This window comes from Acinetobacter sp. CIP 53.82 (assembly GCF_000369465.1).
Classification (GTDB): domain Bacteria; phylum Pseudomonadota; class Gammaproteobacteria; order Pseudomonadales; family Moraxellaceae; genus Acinetobacter; species Acinetobacter indicus.
In genome coordinates, this window is the sequence record NZ_KB850045.1 from 782879 (window position 1) to 806475 (window position 23597).

The 23597-nt window shown below is 45.6% G+C and carries 22 protein-coding genes and 1 riboswitch; of the genes, 14 read left to right on the forward strand and 8 right to left on the reverse strand.

The window, feature by feature from the left end; all coding sequences use genetic code 11:
* Positions 1-3 precede the first annotated feature (3 nt).
* The 11 genes from uppS to F905_RS04320 all read left to right on the forward strand — a co-directional run bounded on the left by uppS (position 4) and on the right by F905_RS04320 (position 12300).
* Positions 4-756, forward strand: a complete 753-nt coding sequence (gene uppS / locus F905_RS04270; RefSeq protein ID WP_005177599.1) for a polyprenyl diphosphate synthase — start codon at positions 4-6, stop codon at positions 754-756.
* Positions 757-759: 3 nt separating this feature from the next.
* Positions 760-1584 (forward strand): phosphatidate cytidylyltransferase, encoded by an 825-nt coding sequence (locus F905_RS04275; protein WP_005177602.1) that lies wholly within the window; start codon positions 760-762, stop codon positions 1582-1584.
* Positions 1585-2781 carry a 1-deoxy-D-xylulose-5-phosphate reductoisomerase gene (ispC, locus tag F905_RS04280; RefSeq protein ID WP_005177604.1) on the forward strand — a complete coding sequence of 399 codons (1197 nt, stop codon included), beginning with the start codon at positions 1585-1587 and terminating at the stop codon, positions 2779-2781.
* A gap of 3 nt (positions 2782-2784) precedes the next feature.
* Positions 2785-4140 (forward strand): RIP metalloprotease RseP, encoded by a 1356-nt coding sequence (rseP, locus tag F905_RS04285; RefSeq protein ID WP_005177606.1) that lies wholly within the window; start codon positions 2785-2787, stop codon positions 4138-4140.
* 42 nt (positions 4141-4182) lie between these two features.
* Positions 4183-6645, forward strand: coding sequence for an outer membrane protein assembly factor BamA (bamA, locus tag F905_RS04290; protein WP_005177608.1), 2463 nt, complete (start codon positions 4183-4185; stop codon positions 6643-6645).
* A gap of 42 nt (positions 6646-6687) precedes the next feature.
* The gene (locus F905_RS04295; protein WP_005177611.1) at positions 6688-7185 is read left to right on the forward strand and encodes an OmpH/Skp family outer membrane protein; all 498 of its coding nucleotides are present in this window, start codon (positions 6688-6690) and stop codon (positions 7183-7185) included.
* Positions 7186-7188: 3 nt separating this feature from the next.
* Positions 7189-8259 carry a UDP-3-O-(3-hydroxymyristoyl)glucosamine N-acyltransferase gene (lpxD, locus tag F905_RS04300; protein ID WP_005177614.1) on the forward strand — a complete coding sequence of 357 codons (1071 nt, stop codon included), beginning with the start codon at positions 7189-7191 and terminating at the stop codon, positions 8257-8259.
* Positions 8260-8264: 5 nt separating this feature from the next.
* Positions 8265-8750, forward strand: a complete 486-nt coding sequence (gene fabZ, locus F905_RS04305) for a 3-hydroxyacyl-ACP dehydratase FabZ (RefSeq protein ID WP_087662207.1) — start codon at positions 8265-8267, stop codon at positions 8748-8750.
* The gene (gene lpxA / locus F905_RS04310) at positions 8747-9535 is read left to right on the forward strand and encodes an acyl-ACP--UDP-N-acetylglucosamine O-acyltransferase (RefSeq protein WP_005177623.1); all 789 of its coding nucleotides are present in this window, start codon (positions 8747-8749) and stop codon (positions 9533-9535) included. The genes fabZ and lpxA overlap by 4 nt, the downstream gene beginning before the upstream one ends.
* Positions 9536-9676: 141 nt before the next feature.
* Positions 9677-9763, forward strand: a riboswitch (glycine riboswitch).
* A 132-nt stretch (positions 9764-9895) separates the two neighbouring features.
* Positions 9896-11146 (forward strand): D-amino acid dehydrogenase, encoded by a 1251-nt coding sequence (locus F905_RS04315; protein ID WP_005177624.1) that lies wholly within the window; start codon positions 9896-9898, stop codon positions 11144-11146.
* A gap of 245 nt (positions 11147-11391) precedes the next feature.
* On the forward strand, positions 11392-12300 hold the full coding sequence (locus F905_RS04320) for an AEC family transporter (RefSeq protein ID WP_005177626.1): 909 nt from the start codon (positions 11392-11394) through the stop codon (positions 12298-12300).
* A gap of 14 nt (positions 12301-12314) precedes the next feature.
* On the opposite strand, the gene F905_RS04325 is transcribed toward F905_RS04320, so the two are convergent.
* A complete protein-coding gene (locus F905_RS04325) occupies positions 12315-12965 on the reverse strand; it encodes an A1S_1983 family putative colistin resistance protein (protein ID WP_005177627.1) in 651 nt (216 codons plus the stop codon).
* Between the two features lie 97 nt (positions 12966-13062).
* Between F905_RS04325 and ispF the strand changes: the two genes are divergently transcribed.
* Positions 13063-13551 carry a 2-C-methyl-D-erythritol 2,4-cyclodiphosphate synthase gene (ispF, locus tag F905_RS04330; RefSeq protein WP_005177629.1) on the forward strand — a complete coding sequence of 163 codons (489 nt, stop codon included), beginning with the start codon at positions 13063-13065 and terminating at the stop codon, positions 13549-13551.
* On the opposite strand, the gene F905_RS04335 is transcribed toward ispF, so the two are convergent.
* The 3 genes from F905_RS04335 to F905_RS04345 all read right to left on the reverse strand — a co-directional run bounded on the left by F905_RS04335 (position 13539) and on the right by F905_RS04345 (position 16237).
* Positions 13539-14063, reverse strand: a complete 525-nt coding sequence (locus tag F905_RS04335) for a protein tyrosine phosphatase family protein (protein WP_005177630.1) — start codon at positions 14061-14063, stop codon at positions 13539-13541. The genes ispF and F905_RS04335 overlap by 13 nt on opposite strands.
* Positions 14064-14127: 64 nt before the next feature.
* The gene (locus tag F905_RS04340) at positions 14128-15219 is read right to left on the reverse strand and encodes a 3-deoxy-7-phosphoheptulonate synthase (protein WP_005177632.1); all 1092 of its coding nucleotides are present in this window, start codon (positions 15217-15219) and stop codon (positions 14128-14130) included.
* A gap of 127 nt (positions 15220-15346) precedes the next feature.
* Complete coding sequence (locus F905_RS04345) at positions 15347-16237, reverse strand: sulfite exporter TauE/SafE family protein (RefSeq protein WP_005177633.1); 891 nt, start codon at positions 16235-16237, stop codon at positions 15347-15349.
* A gap of 632 nt (positions 16238-16869) precedes the next feature.
* Between F905_RS04345 and lpxB the strand changes: the two genes are divergently transcribed.
* Positions 16870-18039: a lipid-A-disaccharide synthase gene (gene lpxB, locus F905_RS04350; protein ID WP_005177634.1), complete on the forward strand. Its 1170-nt coding sequence runs from the start codon at positions 16870-16872 to the stop codon at positions 18037-18039.
* On the opposite strand, the gene F905_RS04355 is transcribed toward lpxB, so the two are convergent.
* On the reverse strand, positions 18029-18967 hold the full coding sequence (locus F905_RS04355; RefSeq protein WP_005177635.1) for an AraC family transcriptional regulator: 939 nt from the start codon (positions 18965-18967) through the stop codon (positions 18029-18031). The two genes, lpxB and F905_RS04355, sit on opposite strands and share 11 nt — an antisense overlap.
* A gap of 193 nt (positions 18968-19160) precedes the next feature.
* Between F905_RS04355 and F905_RS04360 the strand changes: the two genes are divergently transcribed.
* The gene (locus tag F905_RS04360; protein ID WP_005177636.1) at positions 19161-20366 is read left to right on the forward strand and encodes an alkane 1-monooxygenase; all 1206 of its coding nucleotides are present in this window, start codon (positions 19161-19163) and stop codon (positions 20364-20366) included.
* A 91-nt stretch (positions 20367-20457) separates the two neighbouring features.
* Here F905_RS04360 and F905_RS04365 read toward each other — a convergent pair whose 3' ends face one another.
* From F905_RS04365 to F905_RS04375, 3 genes are all read right to left on the reverse strand, one after another.
* A complete protein-coding gene (locus tag F905_RS04365; protein WP_005177638.1) occupies positions 20458-20946 on the reverse strand; it encodes a GNAT family N-acetyltransferase in 489 nt (162 codons plus the stop codon).
* 115 nt (positions 20947-21061) lie between these two features.
* A complete protein-coding gene (locus F905_RS04370) occupies positions 21062-22261 on the reverse strand; it encodes an acyl-CoA dehydrogenase family protein (RefSeq protein ID WP_005177641.1) in 1200 nt (399 codons plus the stop codon).
* A 26-nt stretch (positions 22262-22287) separates the two neighbouring features.
* Positions 22288-23583 carry an acyl-CoA dehydrogenase family protein gene (locus F905_RS04375; protein ID WP_005177643.1) on the reverse strand — a complete coding sequence of 432 codons (1296 nt, stop codon included), beginning with the start codon at positions 23581-23583 and terminating at the stop codon, positions 22288-22290.
* Positions 23584-23597 lie beyond the last annotated feature (14 nt).

Sequence of the window (23597 nt, forward strand, 5' to 3'; positions counted from 1 at the left end):
TCGATGACCACATCTGAAGACTGTCAGACGCTTCCAAAACATGTTGCCATCATCATGGATGGCAACAACCGTTTTGCCAAGAAAAATCAATTGCAAAAAGGCGACGGTCACCGTGAAGGTAAAAATATTCTAGATCCGATTGTTGACTATTGTCGCAGCAAACACATTCAGGCACTCACCGTTTTTGCATTTTCAAGTGAAAACTGGAATCGTCCGCAATATGAAGTTGATTTACTCATGCAATTGCTGGAAGACACGATTCATGAGCAAATGCCGCGCATGGAAAAATACCAGATTGCCTTGCGTTTTATTGGTGATCGCAGCCGTTTATCCCCACATCTACGTGACTTGATGTTGCATGCTGAACAAAGGACTGCTAAGTTCAGTAGCATGACTTTAACCATTGCCATCAGTTATGGTGGCATGTGGGATATGGCAGAAGCAGCCAAACAGATTGCGGCTGATGTGCTGGCCAATAAAGTCGCGCTGGAACAGATTGATAGCACGCTGTTCGGTCAATATGTGTGCCTGGGCGATTTACCGCCTGTGGACCTGTTGATTCGTACGGGTGGTGATTATCGGCTGTCCAATTTCTTGCTTTGGCAGGCCGCGTATGCCGAACTGTACTTTACTCCGACCTTGTGGCCAGAGTTTAGTGTGGAAGAGCTGGATGATGCGTTTCATGTGTTTGCAGGACGCGAACGTCGCTTTGGAAAAACTTCAGAGCAAATCCAACAAGAGAAACTTGAGAATTAATACATGTTAGAGCGGATAATTACCGCATTGGTATTGGTCGCTGTGGTGCTGAGCTGTATGTTTGCAACTCAGTCCCATTATCCAATGTTTGTGCTGATGATTTTTGCAGCAGGGGTTGCGGGCTATGAGTGGTTCAAACTCATGCCAAGAACAACAAAATATGTCAGCAAGCCCATGGCTTGGGGTTATGGTCTGGTGACCGCCGCTCTTTCCGCGCTTGCTTTATATTTTAGTGATATTGCGTTATTGCTGTGGTCAGCCTCGATTTTAACCTGGCTGCTCAGCCTGTATTGGGTGAAATCCTATCCTGAATATGATGGCTGGTACAATCCAAGCCTGAACTTTATTGGCTTTGTGCTCATTTCTGCCGCCGTGACTGCCATTTATGTGGTCTGGACCCATTCACCGTGGTGGCTGATGTATCTGTTCCTGCTGGTTTGGGGTGCAGATTCTGGCGCTTATTTTGTCGGACGCAAGTTTGGTAAAAAGAAACTGGCACCACATGTCAGTCCAAACAAATCGGTGGAAGGTTTATATGGTGGCGTGTTTACCGCCATCCTGATTGTGCTGTTTGTAGAAATTGTCTATCTGGACTTAAGCCTGACCCAACATATTTTATTCCTGATTCTGTCCATGATAACCGTGTTTAGTTCGGTACTGGGCGATCTGTTTGAATCCATGATCAAACGCCGTGCCGGAATTAAAGACTCTGGTCGTATTCTGCCAGGACATGGTGGAGTGCTGGACCGCATTGACTCCTTGCTCGCAGCGGCTCCAATCTTTGCTGCAAGCATGTATGTACTGAAACTTATTGGCGTAGATTTATAGATGTTACAAGCTGTTTGTATATTGGGTGTTACAGGTTCAATTGGTCAAAGCACCTTAAAAATACTGCAACAACATCCTGAAAAATATTCGGTATATGCCGTAACGGCTCACAGTCGTATTGCTGAGCTGGTTGAAATATGCAAACAGTTTCATCCCAAAGTGGCCGTGGTACCTGCTGCACAGGTCGATTCCTTAAGACAGCTGTTACAGCAGGCCAATCTTGCCGATATTGAAATCCTCTGTGATGAAGCTGGTTTAATAGCTGTGGCTTCACATCCTGAAGTGGATGTGGTGATGGCGGCAATTGTTGGTGCCGCAGGTTTAATGCCAACGTTGGCCGCAGTGCAGGCCGGTAAGCGCGTGCTACTGGCCAATAAAGAAGCTCTGGTGATGTCCGGTGACCTGATGATGCAGGCAGCGCGTGATCATGGCGCTTTATTATTGCCGGTCGATTCCGAACACAATGCAATTTTCCAGTGCCTGCCGCAAAACTATTTTGAGGTCGAGCGTAATGGTCAACCAAAACTGGGTGTGCAGCAGATTCTGCTGACCGCATCGGGTGGGCCATTTTTAAATCATAGTCTGGAACAGTTACACAGTGTGACCCCGGCGCAAGCCTGTAAACATCCCAATTGGTCTATGGGTCAAAAAATTTCCGTCGATTCCGCCACCCTGATGAACAAGGGTCTGGAGCTGATTGAAGCCTGCCATTTGTTCGCAGTAAAAGAACAATTTGTTACAGTGGTGGTGCATCCACAGAGTATTATTCACTCCATGGTTCAATATGTCGATGGAACAACTTTGGCGCAAATGGGTAATCCGGATATGTGTACGCCAATTGCGCATGCGTTGGCTTGGCCGGAACGTCTGCAGACGCATGTTCCGCCGCTGGATTTATTTATCCATTCACAGCTGAATTTTCAGGCACCGGACACCACGCGTTTCCCGGCCTTAAAGCTGGCACGTCAAGCCATGCAGGCAGGTGGTATTGCACCGACCTTGCTAAATGCGGCCAATGAAATTGCAGTGGCATCTTTCTTGCAAAACCAGCTTGGGTTTACCCAGATTCCAGAAATTGTTGAACAGACCCTGAATCATCTGGCCAATCGCGCCGCAGATTCAATTGAAACCATTCTTCAGGCAGACCAGAATGCCCGTGCTTTTGCACAGCAGTGTGTGATTCAGACAGGAAGCTAAGACATGAGTGCCTTATTTATTATTGTTGCGGCCATTCTTTTGTTGGGGCCGTTAATTGCAATTCATGAATTTGGGCACTACTTTGTTGCACGCAAACTGGGGGTCAAAGTCCTGGTTTATTCTATTGGTTTTGGCCCGACAGTGCTGAAATGGACCTCGAAGAAATCCGGTATTCAATATCAGCTCTCGGCTTTGCCTTTGGGCGGCTATGTCAAAATGCTGGATGAACGTGAGGGCAATGTGGCAGAAGAAGATCTGCCTTTTGCTTTTAACCGTCAGCATCCGTGGAAACGGATCGCGATTGTCGCGGCAGGTCCTTTAATTAATCTGGTTTTTGCGATTGTACTGTTCTGGATTCTGTTTTTACCGTCTCAGGAACAGCTGAATACCCGTGTTGGGAAAGTCTTGCCACAAACGCCTGCGGCTGAAGTGAATATGCAGCCGGGTGACCGGATTACCGCAGTCGATGGTACCCAGGTTAGCACCTGGGAAAAACTGAATTTTGCGCTGGTGGATCGTGCCGGTGAAACAGGTACCATTCATATTCAGGCCAACCGCGATGGTCAGCCACAAAACTTTCAATTACCGATTCAAGATTTCTTGAAAGATCAATCTCAGTCACCACTTGAGGTGCTGGGCTTTACGCCATATCGTCCGAATATTCCAGCAGTGGTCAGCAAACTGAGTGAAGATGGCGCTGCCATTCGTCAAGGGATGAAAGAAGGTGACCAGATTTTAGCGATTGACGGTGTTGTCATGAAAGACTGGTATGATGTGGTACAAGTGGTACAGGCATCGCCAGAGAAACTGTTAAAGATTGACGTATTGCGTCAAGATCAGCGGATACAGCTGGAAATTATGCCGCAGGCCAAACGCGACAATATGGGCAACACCACCGGTATGTTAGGTGTACAAAGTGACCCTGGAAAAATAACAATTCCTGAAGAATATAAACAAACCATTCAATATAGTCCTACAGAAGCCTTAATGATGGCGGTCGATAAAACCGGTCAAATCTCCTCGATGATTTTGAACTCCATCGTCAAAATGGTGCGTGGTCTGATTGGTTTAGATAATCTGTCTGGCCCGATTACTATTGCCAAGGTGGCAGGACAAAGCGCTGAAATGGGCTGGCAAACTTTTATTTCGTTTATGGCCCTAATGAGTGTAAGCTTGGGTATTCTAAATTTACTGCCAATTCCAATGCTGGATGGTGGACATTTGGTTTATTATTTTATAGAACTAATTCGTGGTAAACCTGTTTCTGAACAAATACAATTGGTTGGTTTTAAAATTGGTATGGTATTGCTCGGTAGCATGATGCTTCTGGCATTATTTAATGATTTTATGCGTTTATAACAACGTGGATAGGCAATAAATTTAACATTGGAAAAGACTGGCATGCAGCACACACATTTATTTATGCCTCTGGCACTGGTTAGTGCTATGGCAGCAGTACAACAAGTATATGCAGCAGATGAATTTATCGTAAGAGATATACAAATTGACGGACTTGTTCGTTTAACGCCAGCCAATGTTTATGGAATGATTCCTGTAAATAGTGGTGATCGTGTCAACGATGCCACCATTGCAAATGCAATTCGCAGCCTGTATGCCACAGGTTTATTCGATGATATTAAAGCTGCCCAGCAAGGTGATACCTTGGTGTTTCAGGTGGTGGAACGTCCGATCATTTCGAAAGTCGAATTTAAAGGCAATAAATTAATTCCAAAAGAAGCCCTTGAAGAAGGCTTAAAGAAAATGGGCGTGGCTGAAGGTGAAGTGCTGAAAAAGTCTGCTTTGCAAACACTAGAATCGGAACTTGAACAGCAATACATGCAGCAAGGCCGTTATGATGCCGATGTCAAAGTCATTACCACAGCACGTCCGAATAACCGTGTCGACCTGACCATCGAGTTTATTGAAGGTAAAGCGGCCAAAGTTTTTGATATTAATATCATTGGCAATACTGTCTTTAAAGACAGTGAAATTAAACAGGCCTTTGCAGTCAAAGAAAGTGGCTGGGCGTCTGTGATTTCACGTAATGACCGTTATGCGCGTGAGAAAATGGCAGCAAGCTTGGAAGCTTTACGTGCGCTGTATTTAAACCGTGGTTATATCAACTTTAATATCAATAACTCCAGCCTGAACTTAAGTGAAGACAAGCAGCACATCTTCATTGAAGTGTCGATTGATGAAGGTGAGCAGTTCAAATTTGGTCAAACCAAATTCCTGGGTGATGCTTTATATGCACCAGAAGAATTAAAAGCGCTGCAAATCTATAAAGATGGTGAAACCTATTCGCAAGAAAAGGTTAATGCGGTTAAACAGCTGCTGCTTCGCAAGTATGGTAATGCCGGTTATTACTATGCAGAAGTGAATGTGGTACCGCAAATTAATGAAGAAACCAAACAGGTTGATCTGAACTATTACATCAATCCGGGCCAGCAAGTCACCGTACGCCGGATTAACTTCAGTGGTAACACCAAAACTGCCGATGAAGTGCTACGTCGTGAAATGCGCCAGATGGAAGGTGCATTGGCCAGTAACGAAAAAATTGATCTGTCTAAAGTCCGTTTAGAGCGTACCGGCTTCTTTAAAACTGTGGATATTAAACCGGTACGTGTTCCAAATGTACCGGATCAGGTCGACCTTAACATTGCGGTAGAAGAACAGCATTCAGGTACCAGTACCTTGGCGGTGGGTTTCTCGCAAAGTGGCGGTGTAACTTTCCAGGCCGGTTTAAGCCAGACCAACTTCCTGGGTACCGGTAATGCCGTGTCGATTGACTTGTCGCGTTCTGAAACACAGGACTACTATAACCTAAGCGTAACCGATCCGTACTTTACCATTGATGGTGTGCGTCGCGGTTATAATATGTACTACCGTAAAACCAAACTGGATGATGACTATAACGTTAACAACTATGTGACCGACAGTTTTGGTGGCGGAATTAACTTTGGTTATCCAATTGATGAAAACCAGAGTATTAGTGCGGGCTTAAATATTGATCAGACAGAAGTGACAACCGGTCCTTATGTGTCGACTTATGTTCGTGATTATCTACTTGCAAATGGTGGAAGAACAACCCAAAGTGAACCATATTGCTTAGATGCTAATATTGAGGTTGGAGAAGAGTGTCAAAATTGGTCTGATCCTAAAGGGACTGAATTTAAGGGAGATTTCTTAACTTATAATTTAAGTTTGGGTTGGTCATATAATACCCTTAACCGTCCAATTTTCCCAACAACGGGGATGTCGCATCGGGTGAATGCAGAAATTGCCTTGCCGGGCAGTGATGTGGAATATCAAAAAGTCACTTATGATGCACAGGCCTATTATCCGCTGGGTAAAGATTTTGTATTACGCGGCTATGGTAAATTGGGCTATGGTAATGATTTACCATTCTATAAAAACTATTATGCCGGTGGTTATGGCTCGGTACGTGGTTATGATAACAGTACACTCGGTCCAAAATACGATGGTGTATATTTCAGCGATAGAGGACAAAAAGATCCATCCCCAGAAGAAGTGGGTGGTAATGCTTTAGTACAGTTCGGTACTGAACTGGCTTTGCCGGTACCATTTAAAGGGGACTGGGCACGTCAGGTTCGTCCGGTGATTTTTGCTGAAGGTGCACAAGTCTTTGATACTCAGTGTGATGTTCAAGCCACGGATGCAGGCCGTCAATACTGTAAAGATAATTACGGCTTTGACTTCGGTGAAATGCGTTATAGCGTCGGTGTCGGCTTTACCTGGATTACCATGATTGGCCCATTGTCCTTAAGTTATGCATATCCGCTGAATGAAAAACCAGGTGATGAAACCAAGAATATCCAGTTTGAAATTGGTCGTACGTTCTAAGTACGGTCTGTTCATGGATGCTTGAAATAGGGATAGATCAAGATGAAGAAGATACAACTGGCGGTTTTAGGTTTCACACTGTCCTGTGCCGCAGCGGCACAGGCGGCAGGTTATGGTGTGGTCAGCTTAGAGCGTGTGGTTGAAAGCAGCAGCTATTTAAAACAGCAAAATAGTGCATTGCAACAATCGCTTAAACCTCAAACCACTAAACTTGAACAGCTGGGTAAAGAGCTGGAAAATTTGCAGCAACGTGCCCAGCAGTCAGCGAACTTATCTGAAGCCGATAAGCAAAAATTATCGGTGCAGTATCAGGCCAAGTTAAAAGAATTTAATACTTTACAGCAAGGTTTGCAGACCAAAGTGCAGGCTGATCTGCAAAAAATGAATGACAATTTTGAGCAGCGCATCAAGCAGGCAGCAGAACAATTGCGTAAAGAAAATAATTTAGATGTGGTTTTGAACAAAAACTCAGCACTTGCCTATGACCCTAAGTATGATTTAACTGATAAAATGATTCAAAAGGTTAATGCAATCAAGTAATCAATGAGTTATCAACATTATCGCTTAGAAGAACTTGCTCGTCTGGTCCAGGGCGAGCTGGTCGGTCAGGCCGATTTAGGTTTCCAGGGTTTAGCGAGCCTGGAGCTTGCTGAACCGCAGCACATTGCTTTTGTCAATGCTGACAAGTATGTGGAGCAGGCAAAAGTGTCTAAAGCGGGTGCTTTAATTGTCACGCCCGAGTTACAGCAGCAGCTTGATACGCATCAGAACTTTATTGTGGTGGCAAATCCGTATCTGGCGTTTGCGATTTTAACCCATGTCTTTGAGCGTAAGCACACCCAAACGGGTATTGAAAGTACCGCACAAATTCATCCCTCAGCGATCATTTCTGAAAGTGCTTATATTGGCCATTATGTGGTGGTGGGTGAGAATTGTGTGGTGGGTGATAAAACCATTATCCAGTCGCACAGCAAAATTGATGATTTTGTTGAAATTGGTAAAGAATGTTTTATTGATTCGCATGTCACCATTACCGGCGAAGCCAAAATTGCTGATCGGGTCCGCATTCATGCCAATACCGTGATTGGGAGTGAAGGCTTTGGTTTTGCTCCGTATCAGGGCAAATGGCACCGTATTGCACAGTTAGGTTCAGTACAGATTGGTAATGATGTACGAATTGGTTCGAATTGTAGTATTGACCGCGGTGCGCTGGATGACACAATTTTGGAACATGGTGTCATAATTGATAACCTTGTGCAAATCGCCCATAACGTGAAAGTAGGGGCCAATACTGCTATCGCTGCAAAATGCGGTATTGCCGGCAGTACCATCATTGGCAAAAACTGTATTCTGGCAGGCGCATGTGGGGTCTCTGGTCATCTTTCTATTGCCGACAATGTGACTTTAACCGGAATGTCAATGGTCACAAAGAGTATTTCTGAACCAGGAACCTATTCTTCGGGCACCGGTGCATTACCAAATGCGCAATGGAAACGCGCGGTGATTCGCTTCAGACAATTAGCAGATGTGCCATTGACCCAATTGCAGAAAAGACTCGATCATATGCAGACTCAAATTGAGTCCCTTGAATCAACTTTAAAATTGCGTAAATAATTATGATGACTGAGTCGAATACCCCAACATTTACGAAACCTGAATTGCCAATGCATATTCAAACCATCCGTGAATATTTGCCACATCGTTATCCATTCTTATTGGTAGATCGAATCGTTGATGTAACTGACAACGGGATTGTGGGTTATAAGAACGTTTCGATTAATGAAGAGTTTTTACAAGGACATTTCCCTGAATATCCAATTATGCCAGGGGTGTTGATTGTAGAAGCGCTGGCACAGGTTTCAGGCGTGCTTGGCTTTATTATGAATAATCAGAAACCGACTGCGGGTGCATTATTCCTATTTGCCGGTGCCGAAAAAGTTAGATTTAAAAAACAAGTGGTTGCAGGCGACCAACTTGTATTAAAATCTGAATTAGTAATGCAGAAACGTGGTATTTACAAATATAATTGTATCGCCACGGTCGATGGCATTGTTGCAGCAACCGCGGAAATTATGATTTCGCATCAGAAAACAGAGCAAGCATGAGCAATAACCCCCTCATTCACCCCACCGCTATAATTGACTCATCTGCAGTCATTGCGCCTGATGTGCAAATTGGACCTTATAGTATTATTGGTCCGAATGTCAGCATTGGTGCGGGTACAAAGCTGCATTCACACGTGGTGGTGGGTGGCTATACCCGTATTGGTGAGCATAATGAGATTTTCCAGTTCGCAAGTATCGGCGAAGTCTGTCAGGACCTGAAGTACCAAGGTGAGGAAACCTGGCTGGAAATTGGTGACTATAACCTGATTCGTGAACATTCCAGCTTGCATCGCGGGACGGTTCAGGACAAAGGTATCACCAAAATTGGTAGCCACAACCTGTTGATGGTCAATACACATATTGCACACGACTGTATCGTGGGTGATCATAATATTTTTGCCAATAATGTTGGTGTCGCAGGGCACGTGCATGTCGGTGATTATGTGGTGGTGGGTGGAAACTCGGGTATTCATCAATTCTGTAAAATTGACTCTTACAGCATGATTGGTGGCGCATCTTTAATTCTGAAAGATGTTCCGGCCTATGTAATGGTTTCGGGTAATCCTGCGCATGCTTTTGCTATGAATATTGAAGGTATGCGTCGTAAAGGCTGGTCGAAAAATGTGATTCAAGGATTACGGGACGCCTTTAAACTGATTTACAAATCAGGATTAACCACTGAAGAAGCCATTCAGAAAATCCGTGCAGAGATTCTGCCAGAAGTGCCGGAAGCACAGCGTTTAATTGATTCACTAGAACAGTCTAAACGCGGGATTGTACGCTAACACGCTGTTTGAAGCTGATTCAAAAAACTGCTCCAATTGGGGCAGTTTTTTTATATCCAGATTTTGAGGTTTCTTGAACATCAGATACAAATTTCTACTCGTGCTTGGCCCGGATTTTGCTCATATTCAAGCTATACAATAAAAATTATTGCGGGAGAGCGGCACTTGGTGCTCGCCGAAGGAGCAACGACCCCGGAAACTCTCAGGCAAAAGGACCGTAATAATTCAAAAATCTGGAGAGAAGCACGCGCAGTGCTCACCGAAGGGGATGGTTGGGCTGAACATCAGTTCAATCGAAGCTCTCAGGTACCCTGACAGATGGGGCATCACGTCTGGAACAGCTGTTCCAAGGAGCGTTTTATGCCGCATGTTGTTGTCATTGGTGCAGGAATTACCGGGGTCACTTCAGCCTATGAGCTGATGCGTTTGGGCTATCAAGTCACGGTGATTGACCGGCATTTATACCCGGCGATGGAAACATCGTATGCCAATGGTGGCCAGTTATCAGCCAGTAATGCAGAAGTCTGGAATCAGAAAGCCACTGTACTGAAAGGCCTAAAATGGATGTCGCAAAAGTCGGCGCCGCTCTTATTAAATCCTGCATTTGATCTGCATAAGTATGGCTGGCTGATCGAGTTCTTAAGCAATATTCGCCATTATGAACACAATACCCAGGAAACAGTGCGCCTGGCACTTCTGGCACGCAAACGTTTATTTGAAATTGCAGAACAGGAACAGATTGATTTCAATTTGGAAAAACGTGGAATTTTGCATTTTTATCATAATAAAGCGGATTTTGACTTTGCAATTCGGGTCAATGATTTGCTCTGTCAGGGCGGGCTGGAGCGTTATCAGGTCAGTCTGGATGAAATCCGACAGATTGAACCAAGTCTAACTGGGCAATATTATGCAGGTTTTTACTGCCCGGGAGATGCCACCGGCGACATTCATAAATTCACGGTGGGGCTGGCTCAAGTCACCATGCAGCAGGGTGTACGTTATATTTTCGGCCGGGATGTTCAGGATATTCAGCTAGACGCCCAGCAGGTACAGCTGAGTTATCGGCCAGCCATTGAAGATCCGCTGGCAGATCAGCCGATGGTGGAAACCTTACATGCCGATGCCGTGCTGATTTGCGGCGGTGTGGGGAGCTATCAATTGGCGCGACAGGTAGGTGATCGGGTCAATGTTTATCCGGTCAAAGGCTATTCCATTACCGTCAATTTACAGGATGAACAGAGCCAAAAGCAGGCACCTTGGGTCAGTCTGCTAGATGAAAGTGCCAAAATTGTGACCTCACGTTTAGGCACAGATCGGCTGCGGATTGCCGGAACGGCCGAATTTAATGGTTATAATCGCGATATTCGCCATGACCGGATTCAGCCACTGGTGCGCTGGGTGCAGCGGAATTTTGATATTTCAACCGAAAGCGTGGTGCCGTGGGCAGGTTTACGTCCGATGATGCCAAATATGATGCCGGTGATTCGGCAGGGCCAGCATCCACGGGTATTTTATAATACTGGCCATGGGCATCTGGGCTGGACCTTATCTGCGGCGACAGCATTGATGATTAGTCAGGAAATTGCGCAGCATTATCCGGTGACCGGGTAATGAGAACATTCAGTTAAGCTCTGTTTTAAAGTAACAGGGCTTTAGGAGAGATGCTGATCATCTGCCGGGTTCTGGCAAAATAAATCCATCAAAATAACGCAAATCGCTGTCAATTCAACGGGCTATTTGGCTTATACTCAGGCTTTAAATAAAATATCTTTTTGCTTTAAGATTTTGAACTGCCATTAAAAAAATGGATTGAGATGCTGCCGTCCTGGGCAGACCGCGATATGTATGGATAAACGATGGCAAATATAATTCTGGTTGCGCTATTTCCTTTAATCTTTCTGATTGCGTTGGGCTATGTACTCAAGCGCTTTAGGTTTTTAGAAGATAAATTCTGGCACGGTGCAGAAAAGCTCAACTACTATCTGCTGTTCCCGGTGATGCTGTTTTTGGGCCTGGCGCATGCTGAAATTCAGGCCAGCGAAATTCGCCACATGATGCTGGGAGCGGGTCTGACCCTGCTGATTGCGGTTTGTCTGTTATATATCCTCAAGGCGCTGTATGGCACTGCAGCGGCACGTTTTGGCGTGTATATGCAGGGCATGGTGCGTTTTAATACCTATATCGGTCTGGCGCTGTCGGCGTCTTTGTTTTATCAGCAAGGTATGGCGCTGTTTGCTATTCTGCTGGTGTTTTGCATTCCTCTGGTCAATATTCTCTCGGTTTTGGCTCTGACCAATTCAGAAGGGATGCGCTTGCAATCCATCCTGTTATCATTGTTGAAAAATCCCTTGATTTTAGGCTGTATTGCAGGCGGGGTGTTTAATCTGCTGAATTTACGCTTATGGATTGGCTTTGAAAATTATTTAAAACAGATTGCCATTTCCAGTTTGCCATTGGGCTTGATGTGTATTGGTGCAGCATTACAGTTTCAGGGGCTGCGTAAAGATCTGCGGACCTTGTTATTAAACACTTTTGGACGGCTGTTGTTGATGCCAATGATTGCGTTGGCGACCTGTCTGGCACTGAATCTGCCGGCACTGCATACCCAGATTCTGGTGATGTTTTTTGCCTTACCGACGGCCTCATCGGCCTATATTCTGACCAAAGTTTTAGGTGGAGATAGCCAGCTGATGGCCAGCGTGATTAGTCTGCAGACTGTGTGTGCTGCATTTAGTTTGCCGTTGATTTTGTGGTGGGTGATGTAAAGCGCTGTCAGGTTTTAATCATACAGACGATAAATACCGCTAAAACGCTCGCAGCCTTTTTGTTCAGTACGCACCGCTAAATAAGCCTTCTGAAAGTCGAGCTGGTAATTGCAGTCATGTTCATTGTCAATAATATGCTGCTTTTGCTGCGGTGAGGTATAAGCCAGTAAGGAAATGGTTTGGGTGTCTAGCTTGTTGTTTGGACTGCGATAGGCCACACCTTCAATTTTAATACTGTCTTTATTCAGTTGATGAATCTGCAAATGTACCGGCTGCTTGGCCAGTTGTCCCTGTTCAAATTTCAGATAATGCTGGGTCATGCTCTGGTTCATCGAGCTAAAGAAATTTAACTGATCCAGACGCGCTTCAAACTGCTGTTTAAAACACTCGGTCGTTTTACACTGCTGCGCACGTTTAAACCAGAGCTGATGGGTATCTTGCAGAATACGCAGCGGTGCATCAGTCACCAGAAAAGCTGTTAGAAACTGATCATTGAGCTGCTCACGAATCTCCTGTAAATCAGCATGGCAGATTTTATTGAAAGCAGGCGTATTGGCCTGCTCGCAATTGATTTTCTGTGCATGCGACAGCGGGGTGCCCGCGGCGCCCAAAAACAACAGGGTTCCAATGATTTTTATAAGATTCATCTCGGTTTTCAACAGCATGATCGCTTATACTTTCATTAGCTTGCGTAAGCTAACTATAGCGAAAGAGAAACTGTGAATACAAGATTTCAATCGTTTATTTCTGAAGGAGTTGAATATGGTTGCACAAATACGAATTGGGCAGGGAATAGACGTACATGCCTTTGAAGAAGGCGATTTTGTGACATTGGCCGGGGTTAAAATTCCACATACCCATGCTCTGAAAGCCCACTCAGATGGGGATGTGATTTTGCATGCGCTATGCGATGCCTTATTGGGTGCATTGGCGCTGGGCGATATTGGACAGCATTTTCCCGACACCGATCCTGAATTTAAAGGCGCTGACAGTCGGGTATTGCTGAAGCATGTCTATCAGCTAATTTTAGATCGCGGTTATCTGCTGAATAATGCCGACATTACCGTGGCCTGTGAACGCCCGAAACTGGCCAAGCACAATCTGGAAATGCGCCAGAGCATAGCCGATGTGCTGGATGTGGATGTGACTCAAATCAGCATTAAAGCCACCACCACGGAAAAATTAGGCTTTACCGGCCGTCAGGAAGGAATTCTGGCTACAGCTACGGTGTTAATTTGTCACGCAAAGTGATCGGTTTTCATTAAGGAAATTTGCAGTTCCTGGGTTGCTTTACGGCCCTGAAGTTGTAAGGCAACAGCGTGAATCAGACCGGTCCAGGTTTCATTCGGCTCCCAGATCAGGTGCAACATTTCCTGCGCGGTAGGCATGTCCATATTCATATAATACTGACGATACAAATACATCAGGCTGCTGACATGCTGATTGGTACCGCAATGCAACCACACCATCTGATCCTGCACCAGATGATCAATCAGGTCTAAAACCAGCAGACATTGGGCGTCAGATGGAGTTTCCCAAGAAATCGGTAATTGTACATAGTTCAGGCCCAGTTCTAGACAGATTTTATCTTCATTGGCTAGATGCTGCTCGGCATCACTCAGTGCGACATTAACCACAGTGGTAATGCCATATTCTTTAATCTGACGTAACTGTTCCGCATTCGGCTGGCCGGATGTGTACAGGTGTTCATGCACAAACTGAAAGTGATCAATTTGGCTTAAAGCGGTTTCAATTTCATTCATCAGATAAAATTTCCTGCAACTGAAATGGAAACGCCATCTTGACGATGGCGTTTTTGAGTCAGTTTTAGCGGCTGGCTAAAACCTCTTTCAATGCTTCATGCATCTCAAGCAGGGATTTTTCAGTGGTTTCCCAGTCGATGCATCCATCGGTAACAGACTTACCATACTCCAAATCGCAAAGATTTGCAGGAATATCTTGACGACCGCCTTTCAAATGACTTTCGACCATAATCCCGACAATTGATTTATTGCCATCTAAAATCTGTTCGGTGATGTTTTTTAAGACCAGTGGTTGCAGGTACGGGTCTTTGTTGGAGTTGGCATGACTGGTGTCAATCATGATTTTGGTGCTGACTTTGGCTTTAATTAGCGCTGCTTCTGCATCGGCGACTGAACCGGCATCATAGTTTGGCTTGCCATTACCACCACGCAATACCACGTGCGCATAGTTGTTACCGCTGGTACGAATTACCGACACCTGACCATGTTCGTTCAGCCCCAGGAAGCTGTGACCATGTTTTACAGACTGCATTGCGTTGGTCGCAACAGTTAAGCCGCCATCGGTACCATTTTTAAAGCCAACCGGTGAAGACAGGCCAGAAGACATTTCACGGTGAGTCTGACTTTCTGTGGTACGCGCACCAATCGCTGACCAGGAAATCAGATCCTGATAATACTGTGGAGAGTTCGGGTCCAGTGCTTCAGTGGCACAAGGCAGACCTTTTTCATTCAGTTCCAGCAGCAGTTTACGGCCAATACGCAGACCTTTTTCAATATTGAAAGAGTCATTCATGTCCGGGTCGTTAATCAGACCTTTCCAGCCCACGGTCGTACGCGGTTTTTCAAAGTACACCCGCATTACGATGTATAAGGTATCTTTTACTTTTTCGCTCAGCACTTTCAGGCGGTCTGCATAATCATGTGCTGCCACAGGATCATGAATCGAGCAAGGCCCAATGACCACAAACAGACGTTTGTCTTTACCATCAAGAATATTGCGGATGGTTTCACGACCTTTCAGTACGGTGTGATAAGCAGAGTCAGTCAGTGGAAGTTCTGCTTTGAGTTCAGCAGGGGTCACAAGTGGCTGGATGCTTTTAATATTCACATCATCGATATCTGAAGGTGTAATAGGGTTAGACTGTAAAGTGTTCATTGCCGTCACTGGTTTAATCGTATACAAGATTGTTTAATAGCCTGAATATAACACGAATATAGCAGCCTATTGTTATAAAAAAGATCAATAGATTACTGAAAAAAAAGTGATGAATCGCAGAGATAAATTAAACTGGCGATGTTTTTTCAGCGCTCACCACCATCGCCGCTTCAACTGGTTGTGCCGGTTTGGATTTGACCGGGTTCAGCATAAAGTTCACCCCAAGCGCGAACAGGGTAATGCCCAGCACTTTACGGATAATTTTTTCAGGCAGGCGTGAGCTGACTAAAGTACCGACCACAATTGCCGGAATAGAACCGACCAGTAACCACATCAGCAGTTCAAAATCGACATTGCCCGAGGTCATGTGACCCATACCGGCGACAAAGGTCAATAAGACTGCGTGGACCACATCGGAGCCGATAATGCGGATCATTGGCAAGTTCGGGAACATTAGCACCAGCGCCATAATGCCGAAGGCACCTGCACCCACCGAAGATAGGGTGACGAACACACCCAGGACAATTCCCATCACCACAATCATCGCGCGCTTGTTGGTGGCCTTCAGGTCGACCTTTTCCAGGTCTTGAGTCATATCTGGCAATTCATGTTTGCGATATTTGTTGAAAAATTTTTCAATCTGGCTGCGGAAAATAATAGATATGCCGGTTAGGGTCAGCATAAAGCCCAAGACCATGGTCAGCACAGCTTTATAATGCGTGGACTGGCTTAAATAGTTGTCGAGTACCCAATGCGTTGCAAAAGACGCCGGGATACTGCCGACAGACAGCCAGATCACAATTGGCCAGACGATATTCATTTTTTTGGCATGGACCACTGAACCACAGAATTTGGAAATTGCGGCATAGAGCAGATCGGTACCAATGGCAATGTGCGGTTCAATCTTAAACAGGCTGATTAAAATCGGGGTCATTAACGAACCACCGCCTACACCGGTCACACCTACACAGAAGCCAACCAAAACACCTGCCAAAATAAACTCAACTGCACCAAACATGAGGATATGCCATACATCAAAAAACGTGCTTATCTTATGACTTTTGGATATAAGTCGTTGGCATGATTAATGATTTGCTTATTCTAAAAAATGCTAAAGATGAGAAAAAGATCAACATTTATAGTGAAACAGCGTGGAGTAGATCTATCTGAAATCTGCTGGATTTAAAGCTGAAAAAAAGGGGATTTTTTAGTAAAAAGATCAGGATGTGCAGGGCCGAATAGACGGATTTTGTGATGATAGCGCAGCAAAATGGAAAGATAAAAAGATTAAAAATAGCAGGAAATTTCACTTTAAAATTATTATTTGTGTATTCAGTGTCATTACATAGGGATGACATGTGTTGGGGTTTTGGATTTTATTTGATCAATCTTTCAGCATGATAAAAAGCAGTTAATGGTCATGAAACTGCAAGTCAGGTGGAATAGAGTGAGATAAAGCGGTGAAAGCGTGATAAATGAATGGGCCCAGCACAGCATCATCAATCAAACCTGATAGTCATGCTGTATAAAAAAAAAGCAGTTAAAATATAGAAAAACCTGAATTTTTTCTCAGCTCAAGACAAACAGTCGTTACAGTCACTTCAAGCAGAATATGTTAAAATTCCACGCAGCAATTGAAGGAGCAAGGTCTTGCAAAAACGAAAACTGAAAATAGGCATTGTGGTGGGAGAAGTTTCTGGGGATACCTTGGGTGCCAGACTGATCCGCCGTTTTCGTGAGCAAGGCATTGAGGCTGAATTTGAAGGTATTGGCGGCCCGCAAATGATTGCTGAAGGCTTTAAAAGCTATTATCCGATGGATATTTTGTCGGTCATGGGCATTGTTGAAGTCTTAAAAGACATTAAAAAGCTGTTTGCCGTGCGTGATGGACTGGTTGAACAGTGGAGCAAGGAGCCGGTCGATGTTTTTATTGGGATTGATGCGCCGGATTTTAACCTGCGTTTATCGAAAAGCCTGAAGCAGAAAAGTCCAAGCATTAAAACCGTGCAGTATGTCAGTCCTTCGGTCTGGGCATGGCGTCAGGGCCGTGTCCACGGCATTAAAGCCAATATTGATCTGGTGCTGTGTTTATTTCCATTTGAAAAAGCCTTTTATCAAAAATGGCAGGTTCCGGCTGCCTTTGTCGGGCATCCATTAGCGAGTCAGTTGCCTGTCGATAATAATCTGGCCGATGCCAAACTGGAACTGGGGCTGGAAGCTTCGCAAAAGCATATTGCCTTATTGCCCGGTAGTCGTCGTGGTGAAATTGAGCGTTTAGGGCCATTGGTTCTGGCAGCCGCTGAAATTCTGGCTGCCAAATATCAAAACTATCACTTCTTAATTCCCGCCATTAACGATGCGCGTAAACAGCAGATTGAAAGTTTATTACAGCATTGTGCTGCTGATCTGAGATCACGGGTTAGTCTGCTGGAAAATACCGATACAGAATCAAAAATTGGCCGTCAGGTCATGAATGCAGCGGATATTGTTGCGCTGGCTTCAGGTACTGCAACGTTGGAAGCGATGTTATTGCATCGTCCAATGGTGACTTTTTATAAGCTCAACCGGATTACCTACTGGATTGCCAAACTGCTGGTTAAAATTCCGTATTACTCGCTACCGAATATTATTGCCGGCAAAAAAGTCATTGAAGAGCTGATTCAAGAAGAGGCTACACCAGAGCGTCTGGCGCATGAAATTGAAAAGCTGATGCATATTGAAGCTGCACAAATTCAGGTGATGCAGCATCGTACCATGCATAAACAGCTGCTATCCGGCAATTGTGAAGACCCGGTAGAGGCGATTCTGGCTATTTTATAAGAGCCTGCTGAAACTGCTGCCGGTACTGGCTTGGGGTCAGGGCAAACTGTTTTTTAAAAGTCTGGCTAAAGGCGGTTTCAGAAGAATAGCCAACTTTATAGGCAATTTGCTGGATTGAGAGCTGGCCATGACGTAAATATTGAGCCGCCAGTCTTAAGCGATGTTGCTGTAAATAGGCCAGTGGCGATTCACCAACAATCTGGGCAAACAGATTGGCAAATTTTGAGCGCGACATGCAGCATTGTTCGGCCAGGGTTTCGACGGTCCAGCTTTTTTCCGGTTGTCCATGAATGGCGGTTAAAGCATTGGACAGTTCCGGATGGGTCAGGGCACTGAGCCAGTTATTAGAATCATTCAGCTGGGCAATATAATCACGCACACATTCAATAAATAAAATACTGATCAGATGATCAAGAATTTTATCGCGGCCGGGCCGGATCTGATGGCTTTCTACTGCCAGAAACTGTAAGCCAATTTGCAACCATTCCGGCGCAGTGCTGCTCATAATATGATGAATATGCATATAGTCCGGCAAGGCATTTAACAGCGGCTTGGCCATAATGCTGTCCATTGTGCCGTGCATGGCTAAAATAAATGATTTTTCACCGGATGCTTCACCAAATTCGATGGTCTGCTGGCGTTTCTGCTGAAACAGGTCACTAATATCCAGGGCATCTAGCCAGTCCAGTTGTGCGCTGCTTTTACCCACATGACTAGAGCCGGAAGGAATTAGCACAATATCACCGGCCTGCGCATAGACCTGACGCTGGGTCGATAATTCCAGATGTAATTCACCACTTAGTACCACATAGGCAATAATGGCGCTGTGATCCTGATATTGAAATGCCCAGTTTCCCTGTGGATTCAAATAGATAAATTCAGATTTGTTGAGATGAATATCATCAAAAATTTTACTTAAAGCATCCATACCGGGTTGATATCTTCTTATTTCGAGCTTAGCTATTTGGTCATTAAGCCTGAATTTATCGTGTGATGAAAGGCCAATTTCAGGCAATGTGGGCCAAAGACGTTTACATAGCTTTTTTGGACGTTTGCAACTGTTCTCTGTGGCTTGTTTGCTGAAATATATAGATAAGTTAAGCAGGATGGAAGTGCAGGCAATGAATGCTCCGCTACAGCTCACAGAACAACAACAGCAATTTTTACTTGGAAAATCCGGTCTGGCTTTAGATAAAAAACGTTATTTATGGCTGATTAGCCCATTTTTACCGGTTTTGGGTATTGGGATTCTGGCCGGTTACCAGTTTGCACCGAAACCATTTAAAACTGTATTTGCCCTAGGTGGACCACTGTTAATTCATGTGATTATTCCCAGCATTGATACTCTGGTTGGTAAAGATGAGCACAATCCAAGCCCGGAAGAGGTCAAGCTCTTGGAGCAGGACCCGTATTATTCCCGTCTGGTAAAAAGTTTTATTCCTTTGCAGTATATCGCCAATATTTATGCGGCCTATCTGGTCTCACGTAAAGAGACTTCGCTGCTGGATAAAATTTTTCTGGGTGCGTCGATGGGACTGGTTAATGGGGTGGCGATTAATACTGCACATGAACTGAGCCATAAATCCTCCAAACTGGAGCATTATCTGTCGCATCTGGCGCTGGTGCCGTCGGGTTATAACCATTTCCGGATTGAACATCCGTATGGGCATCATAAACGCGCTGCAACCCCAGAAGATCCGGCGTCTTCCCGTATGGGCGAAACCTTTTATGAGTTCTGGCCACGTACGGTGAAAGGCTCGTTTAAATCGGCAATTGAAATTGAAACCCAGCGTTTAAAACGCAAAGGCAAGAATTTCTGGTCCAAAGACAATGAATTGCTACAAGGTTGGGGCATGAGTGCGCTGTTTCATGCCGGAATGCTAGCCAGCTTTGGGAAAGGCATTGTGCCGTATTTAAGCACGCAGGCCTTTTATGCCATCAGCCTGTTTGAACTGGTCAATTATATTGAGCATTATGGCTTGCTTCGACAAAAAGATGCGCAGGGCAAATATGAGCGTACCCAGCCGGAACATAGCTGGAACAACAATAATATTGTCACCAATCTGTTTTTATATCAGTTACAGCGTCATTCTGATCATCATGCCTATCCGACCCGTCCATTTCAGGCCTTGCGACATTTTGATGAAGCGCCTGAATTGCCAAACGGTTATGCCAGTATGTTGCTGCCGGCGCTGATTCCACCGCTATGGTTTAAAATGATGGATAAACGCGTGTTCAAGCATTATAAAGGTGATTTAAACAAAGCCAATATCCAGCCGAAACGCCGTTTAAGCCTGTTTAAAAAGTTTGGCCTGAAAGCCGATTAATTGCATAAAAATCCATTCGACTGTTTTAGTCAGCCCTATGGTGAGTAGGGCTTTTTTGTACGCAGGCGGTTGATGTTACCCAGATTCATGTTCATTTAACGCTCTTTTCCATCCAGATTTCACAGGCATGACTATGACCGGTCTGGCCTTGTGGGGCAGACAAATGTACAAAACCGAGCTTTTCATAGAGTTTCACTGCCTGCCACAGTGATGCTGTGGTTTCCAGATAGCAGGACTGAAAACCGGCCTGCTGGGCAAAGTCAAAAGCGTGTTCCAGAATCTGTTTGGCAAATCCGTAGCCACGTACTGCTGGCCGAAAATACATTTTCTGGATTTCCAGGCGGCTTGGATCACCCTGCAAAGGCGCAGCACCGCCACCACCAAAAATGTCGCCTTGATTATTGGTAACGACCCAATACTGTGCGTGTGGCTGTGAATACACCGCATATAAATCATCGACCGCATCATCGGCCACGGCAAAACCGGATTCCGGCGCCAGTCCAAATTCTTTGGAAACCTCACGAATAATACGGGCCAGTGCAGGATTATCTTGGGCTTGAATCGGGCGTAAAAAATACATAAGCGCAGTGCTAAAAGATAAAGAGATGAATTTTATCACTAAATATTCATCTCTTGAGCAGATTTGAGGCACATCTATTGGACTTTAAATGTCGCTTGATGCTGTACTCGGTATCTTATTTAAGTTCACTGGAACTTTTGCCCAGTTCACGTCGGGCAATAATCAGTTGCTGAATTTGCTGGGTGCCTTCAAAAATATCCAGGATTTTGGAATCGCGCGCCCATTTTTCCAGCAGTTCATCTTCGTTATAGCCCACAGCGGCGGCCAGTTCTACACACTTCAGGGTAATTTCATTCCCGACACGGCCAGCTTTGGCTTTGGCAATTGAGGCTTCTTTGGAATTAGGCTGCTTGTTATCGGCCATCCAGGCAGCTTTAAGCATTAATAAACGCGCTGCTTCCCATTCGGCTTCCATGCGATAAATCTGCGCGGCTATCTGGGAGCTGTGTAAATAGGTGGTCTGATAATGCTCATCCAGCTCGTGTTTAAAAATCTGCTTGATCCGTTCCAGGGATGCTTTTGCACAGCCAATGGCCATGGCCGCGACCAAAGGACGGGTGTTGTCAAAGGTTTCCATCACCCCGGCAAAGCCTTTGGAGACATCAATCTCGGCATTGCCAAGCAGGTTGCTGGCTGGCACCCGGCAATCGACAAAGCTGATGGCTGCAGTATCGGAGGCTTTAATCCCGAGTTTATGCTCCAATCGCTCTACGGTCATGCCGGGCGTGCCTTTCGGCACCACAAAAGACTTGATGGCAGCACGGCCGAGCTTTTTATCCAGTGTGGCCCAGACCACCACGGCATCGGCGCGTTCACCCGAGGTCACAAAGATTTTCTCGCCATTCAGGATATAATCATCGCCATCTGCGACCGCTGTGGTGCGAATTGCCGCTGAATCGGAGCCGCAGCCGGGTTCGGTAATGGCCATGGCGGCCCAGGTGCCGTGAAAACGCTGTAACTGCTCGTCATTGGCCACCGCAGCAATGGCGGAGTTCCCCAGACCCTGACGCGGCATACTCAGCAGCAGGCCGGTATCGCCATAACACATTTCGACAATACTTAAAGCGGTGGACATATTGACGCCATTTTTATTGCCACTGGCGGTATCGCCACGTTTATTCACCGCAGCGCCGGCGTTCATGCCATCGCCACCTGCATTCATGCCATCGACCACTGAGGCCAGCATATCCAGTTCTTTCGGGTAGGCATGTTCCGCCTTATCATATTTACGTGAAATTGGACGCAGGACATTCAGGGCAACCTCATGTGCCTGATCAATCAGCAGTTTAAATTTTTTCGGGTTCTGTAAATTCATGGGCTGTTCCTTATTTTTATGGTTATTTAGGCATGCAGGCCAGACTGGACAATCGCGGTCGCGCGCAGATCACGATACCAGCGCTCGACCGGATGTTCTTTGGTAAAGCCGTGACCGCCCAGAATCTGCACGCCATTTGTGCCAATTTGCATGGATTTTTCTGCACATAACAAGCGTGCCAGATAGGCTTCCCGATGAAAGTCCTGTCCAGCTTCGGCCAGACTGGCAGCATTCAGCACTAGCATGCGCATCGCATCAATTTCAATCGCCATATCGGCAATCATAAAAGCCACACTTTGACGATGTGAGATGGGCTCGCCAAAGGCCGTGCGCTGGTTGGCATAGTCAATACAATAGGCTTTCACGGCTTCGCAGCACCCAACCGCCATGGCACACCAGACTAAATTACCCAAATCAATAAAAGCACTATAGTCAAAATCATCATCGCCCAGACGTTCGGCTGGGGTATGCTGAAAACTGAGGGTGACTGTTTCTGTGGCCTTCAGCCCCATTGCCGGGCTTTTTTGTGCACGAATGCTGCTGTCGCGTTTCACCACAAATACTTCTGGCTGGCCATTGAATTCAGCACTTACCAGATACAAGTCCGCCGTTTCACCCAGCATTACCAGAGTTTTTTCACCCTGAATCCAGTACTGGCCCTGGCTAAAAGTGGCTTGTGTATTTAAACGCAGCGGATCAAAAGCCGGTGTAGCTTCCTGCACGGCAAAGCTGGCGCGCAGTTCCGAATCTTCTGCAAAACTGGTCAGATAACGTGACTGGATGCTTTCAGAACCCCAGCGGGTCAGGGCATTGATTACCCCAAAGGTCGACAATAAACCTGCGGTCAGGCTGAAATCACCCCGGGCCAAATGCTCGGCCATCAGAATATTAGTGACAATATTCTGCTCGCTGGCCACGCCACCCAAAGCCTCCGGCAGTGCATAATCATTCAGGCCCAAATCCTGACTGTGTCGCCATAACACTTCGGGAAACTGTTCCAGATGATCCGCCTGATGCGCCAGTGGATAAAGCACCTCTGTGGCAAACTGCTGCATGGTATCTACCGTCATTTGCTGTTCTTCGCTCAGGCTTAAATCAAACAGGGATTTTTGCTGATGGGGTAAACGCTGTCTGGGTACATCATCGTGCTTTTGAAAAGCTTTCTGGGTCACGCTTAAGGTTTTAAAGCCGGCTTTGGCCCCCTGATATAAAGATTTTTCTACAAATTTACGCAGTTTGAGCTGGTCTAAAACCTCGCTGCTGGCAAGCCGAGTGAGCAGCGACAGTCCAAATCCTTGGGCCTTGTTTACCATATTGGTCATTGTTGTTGTTCCAT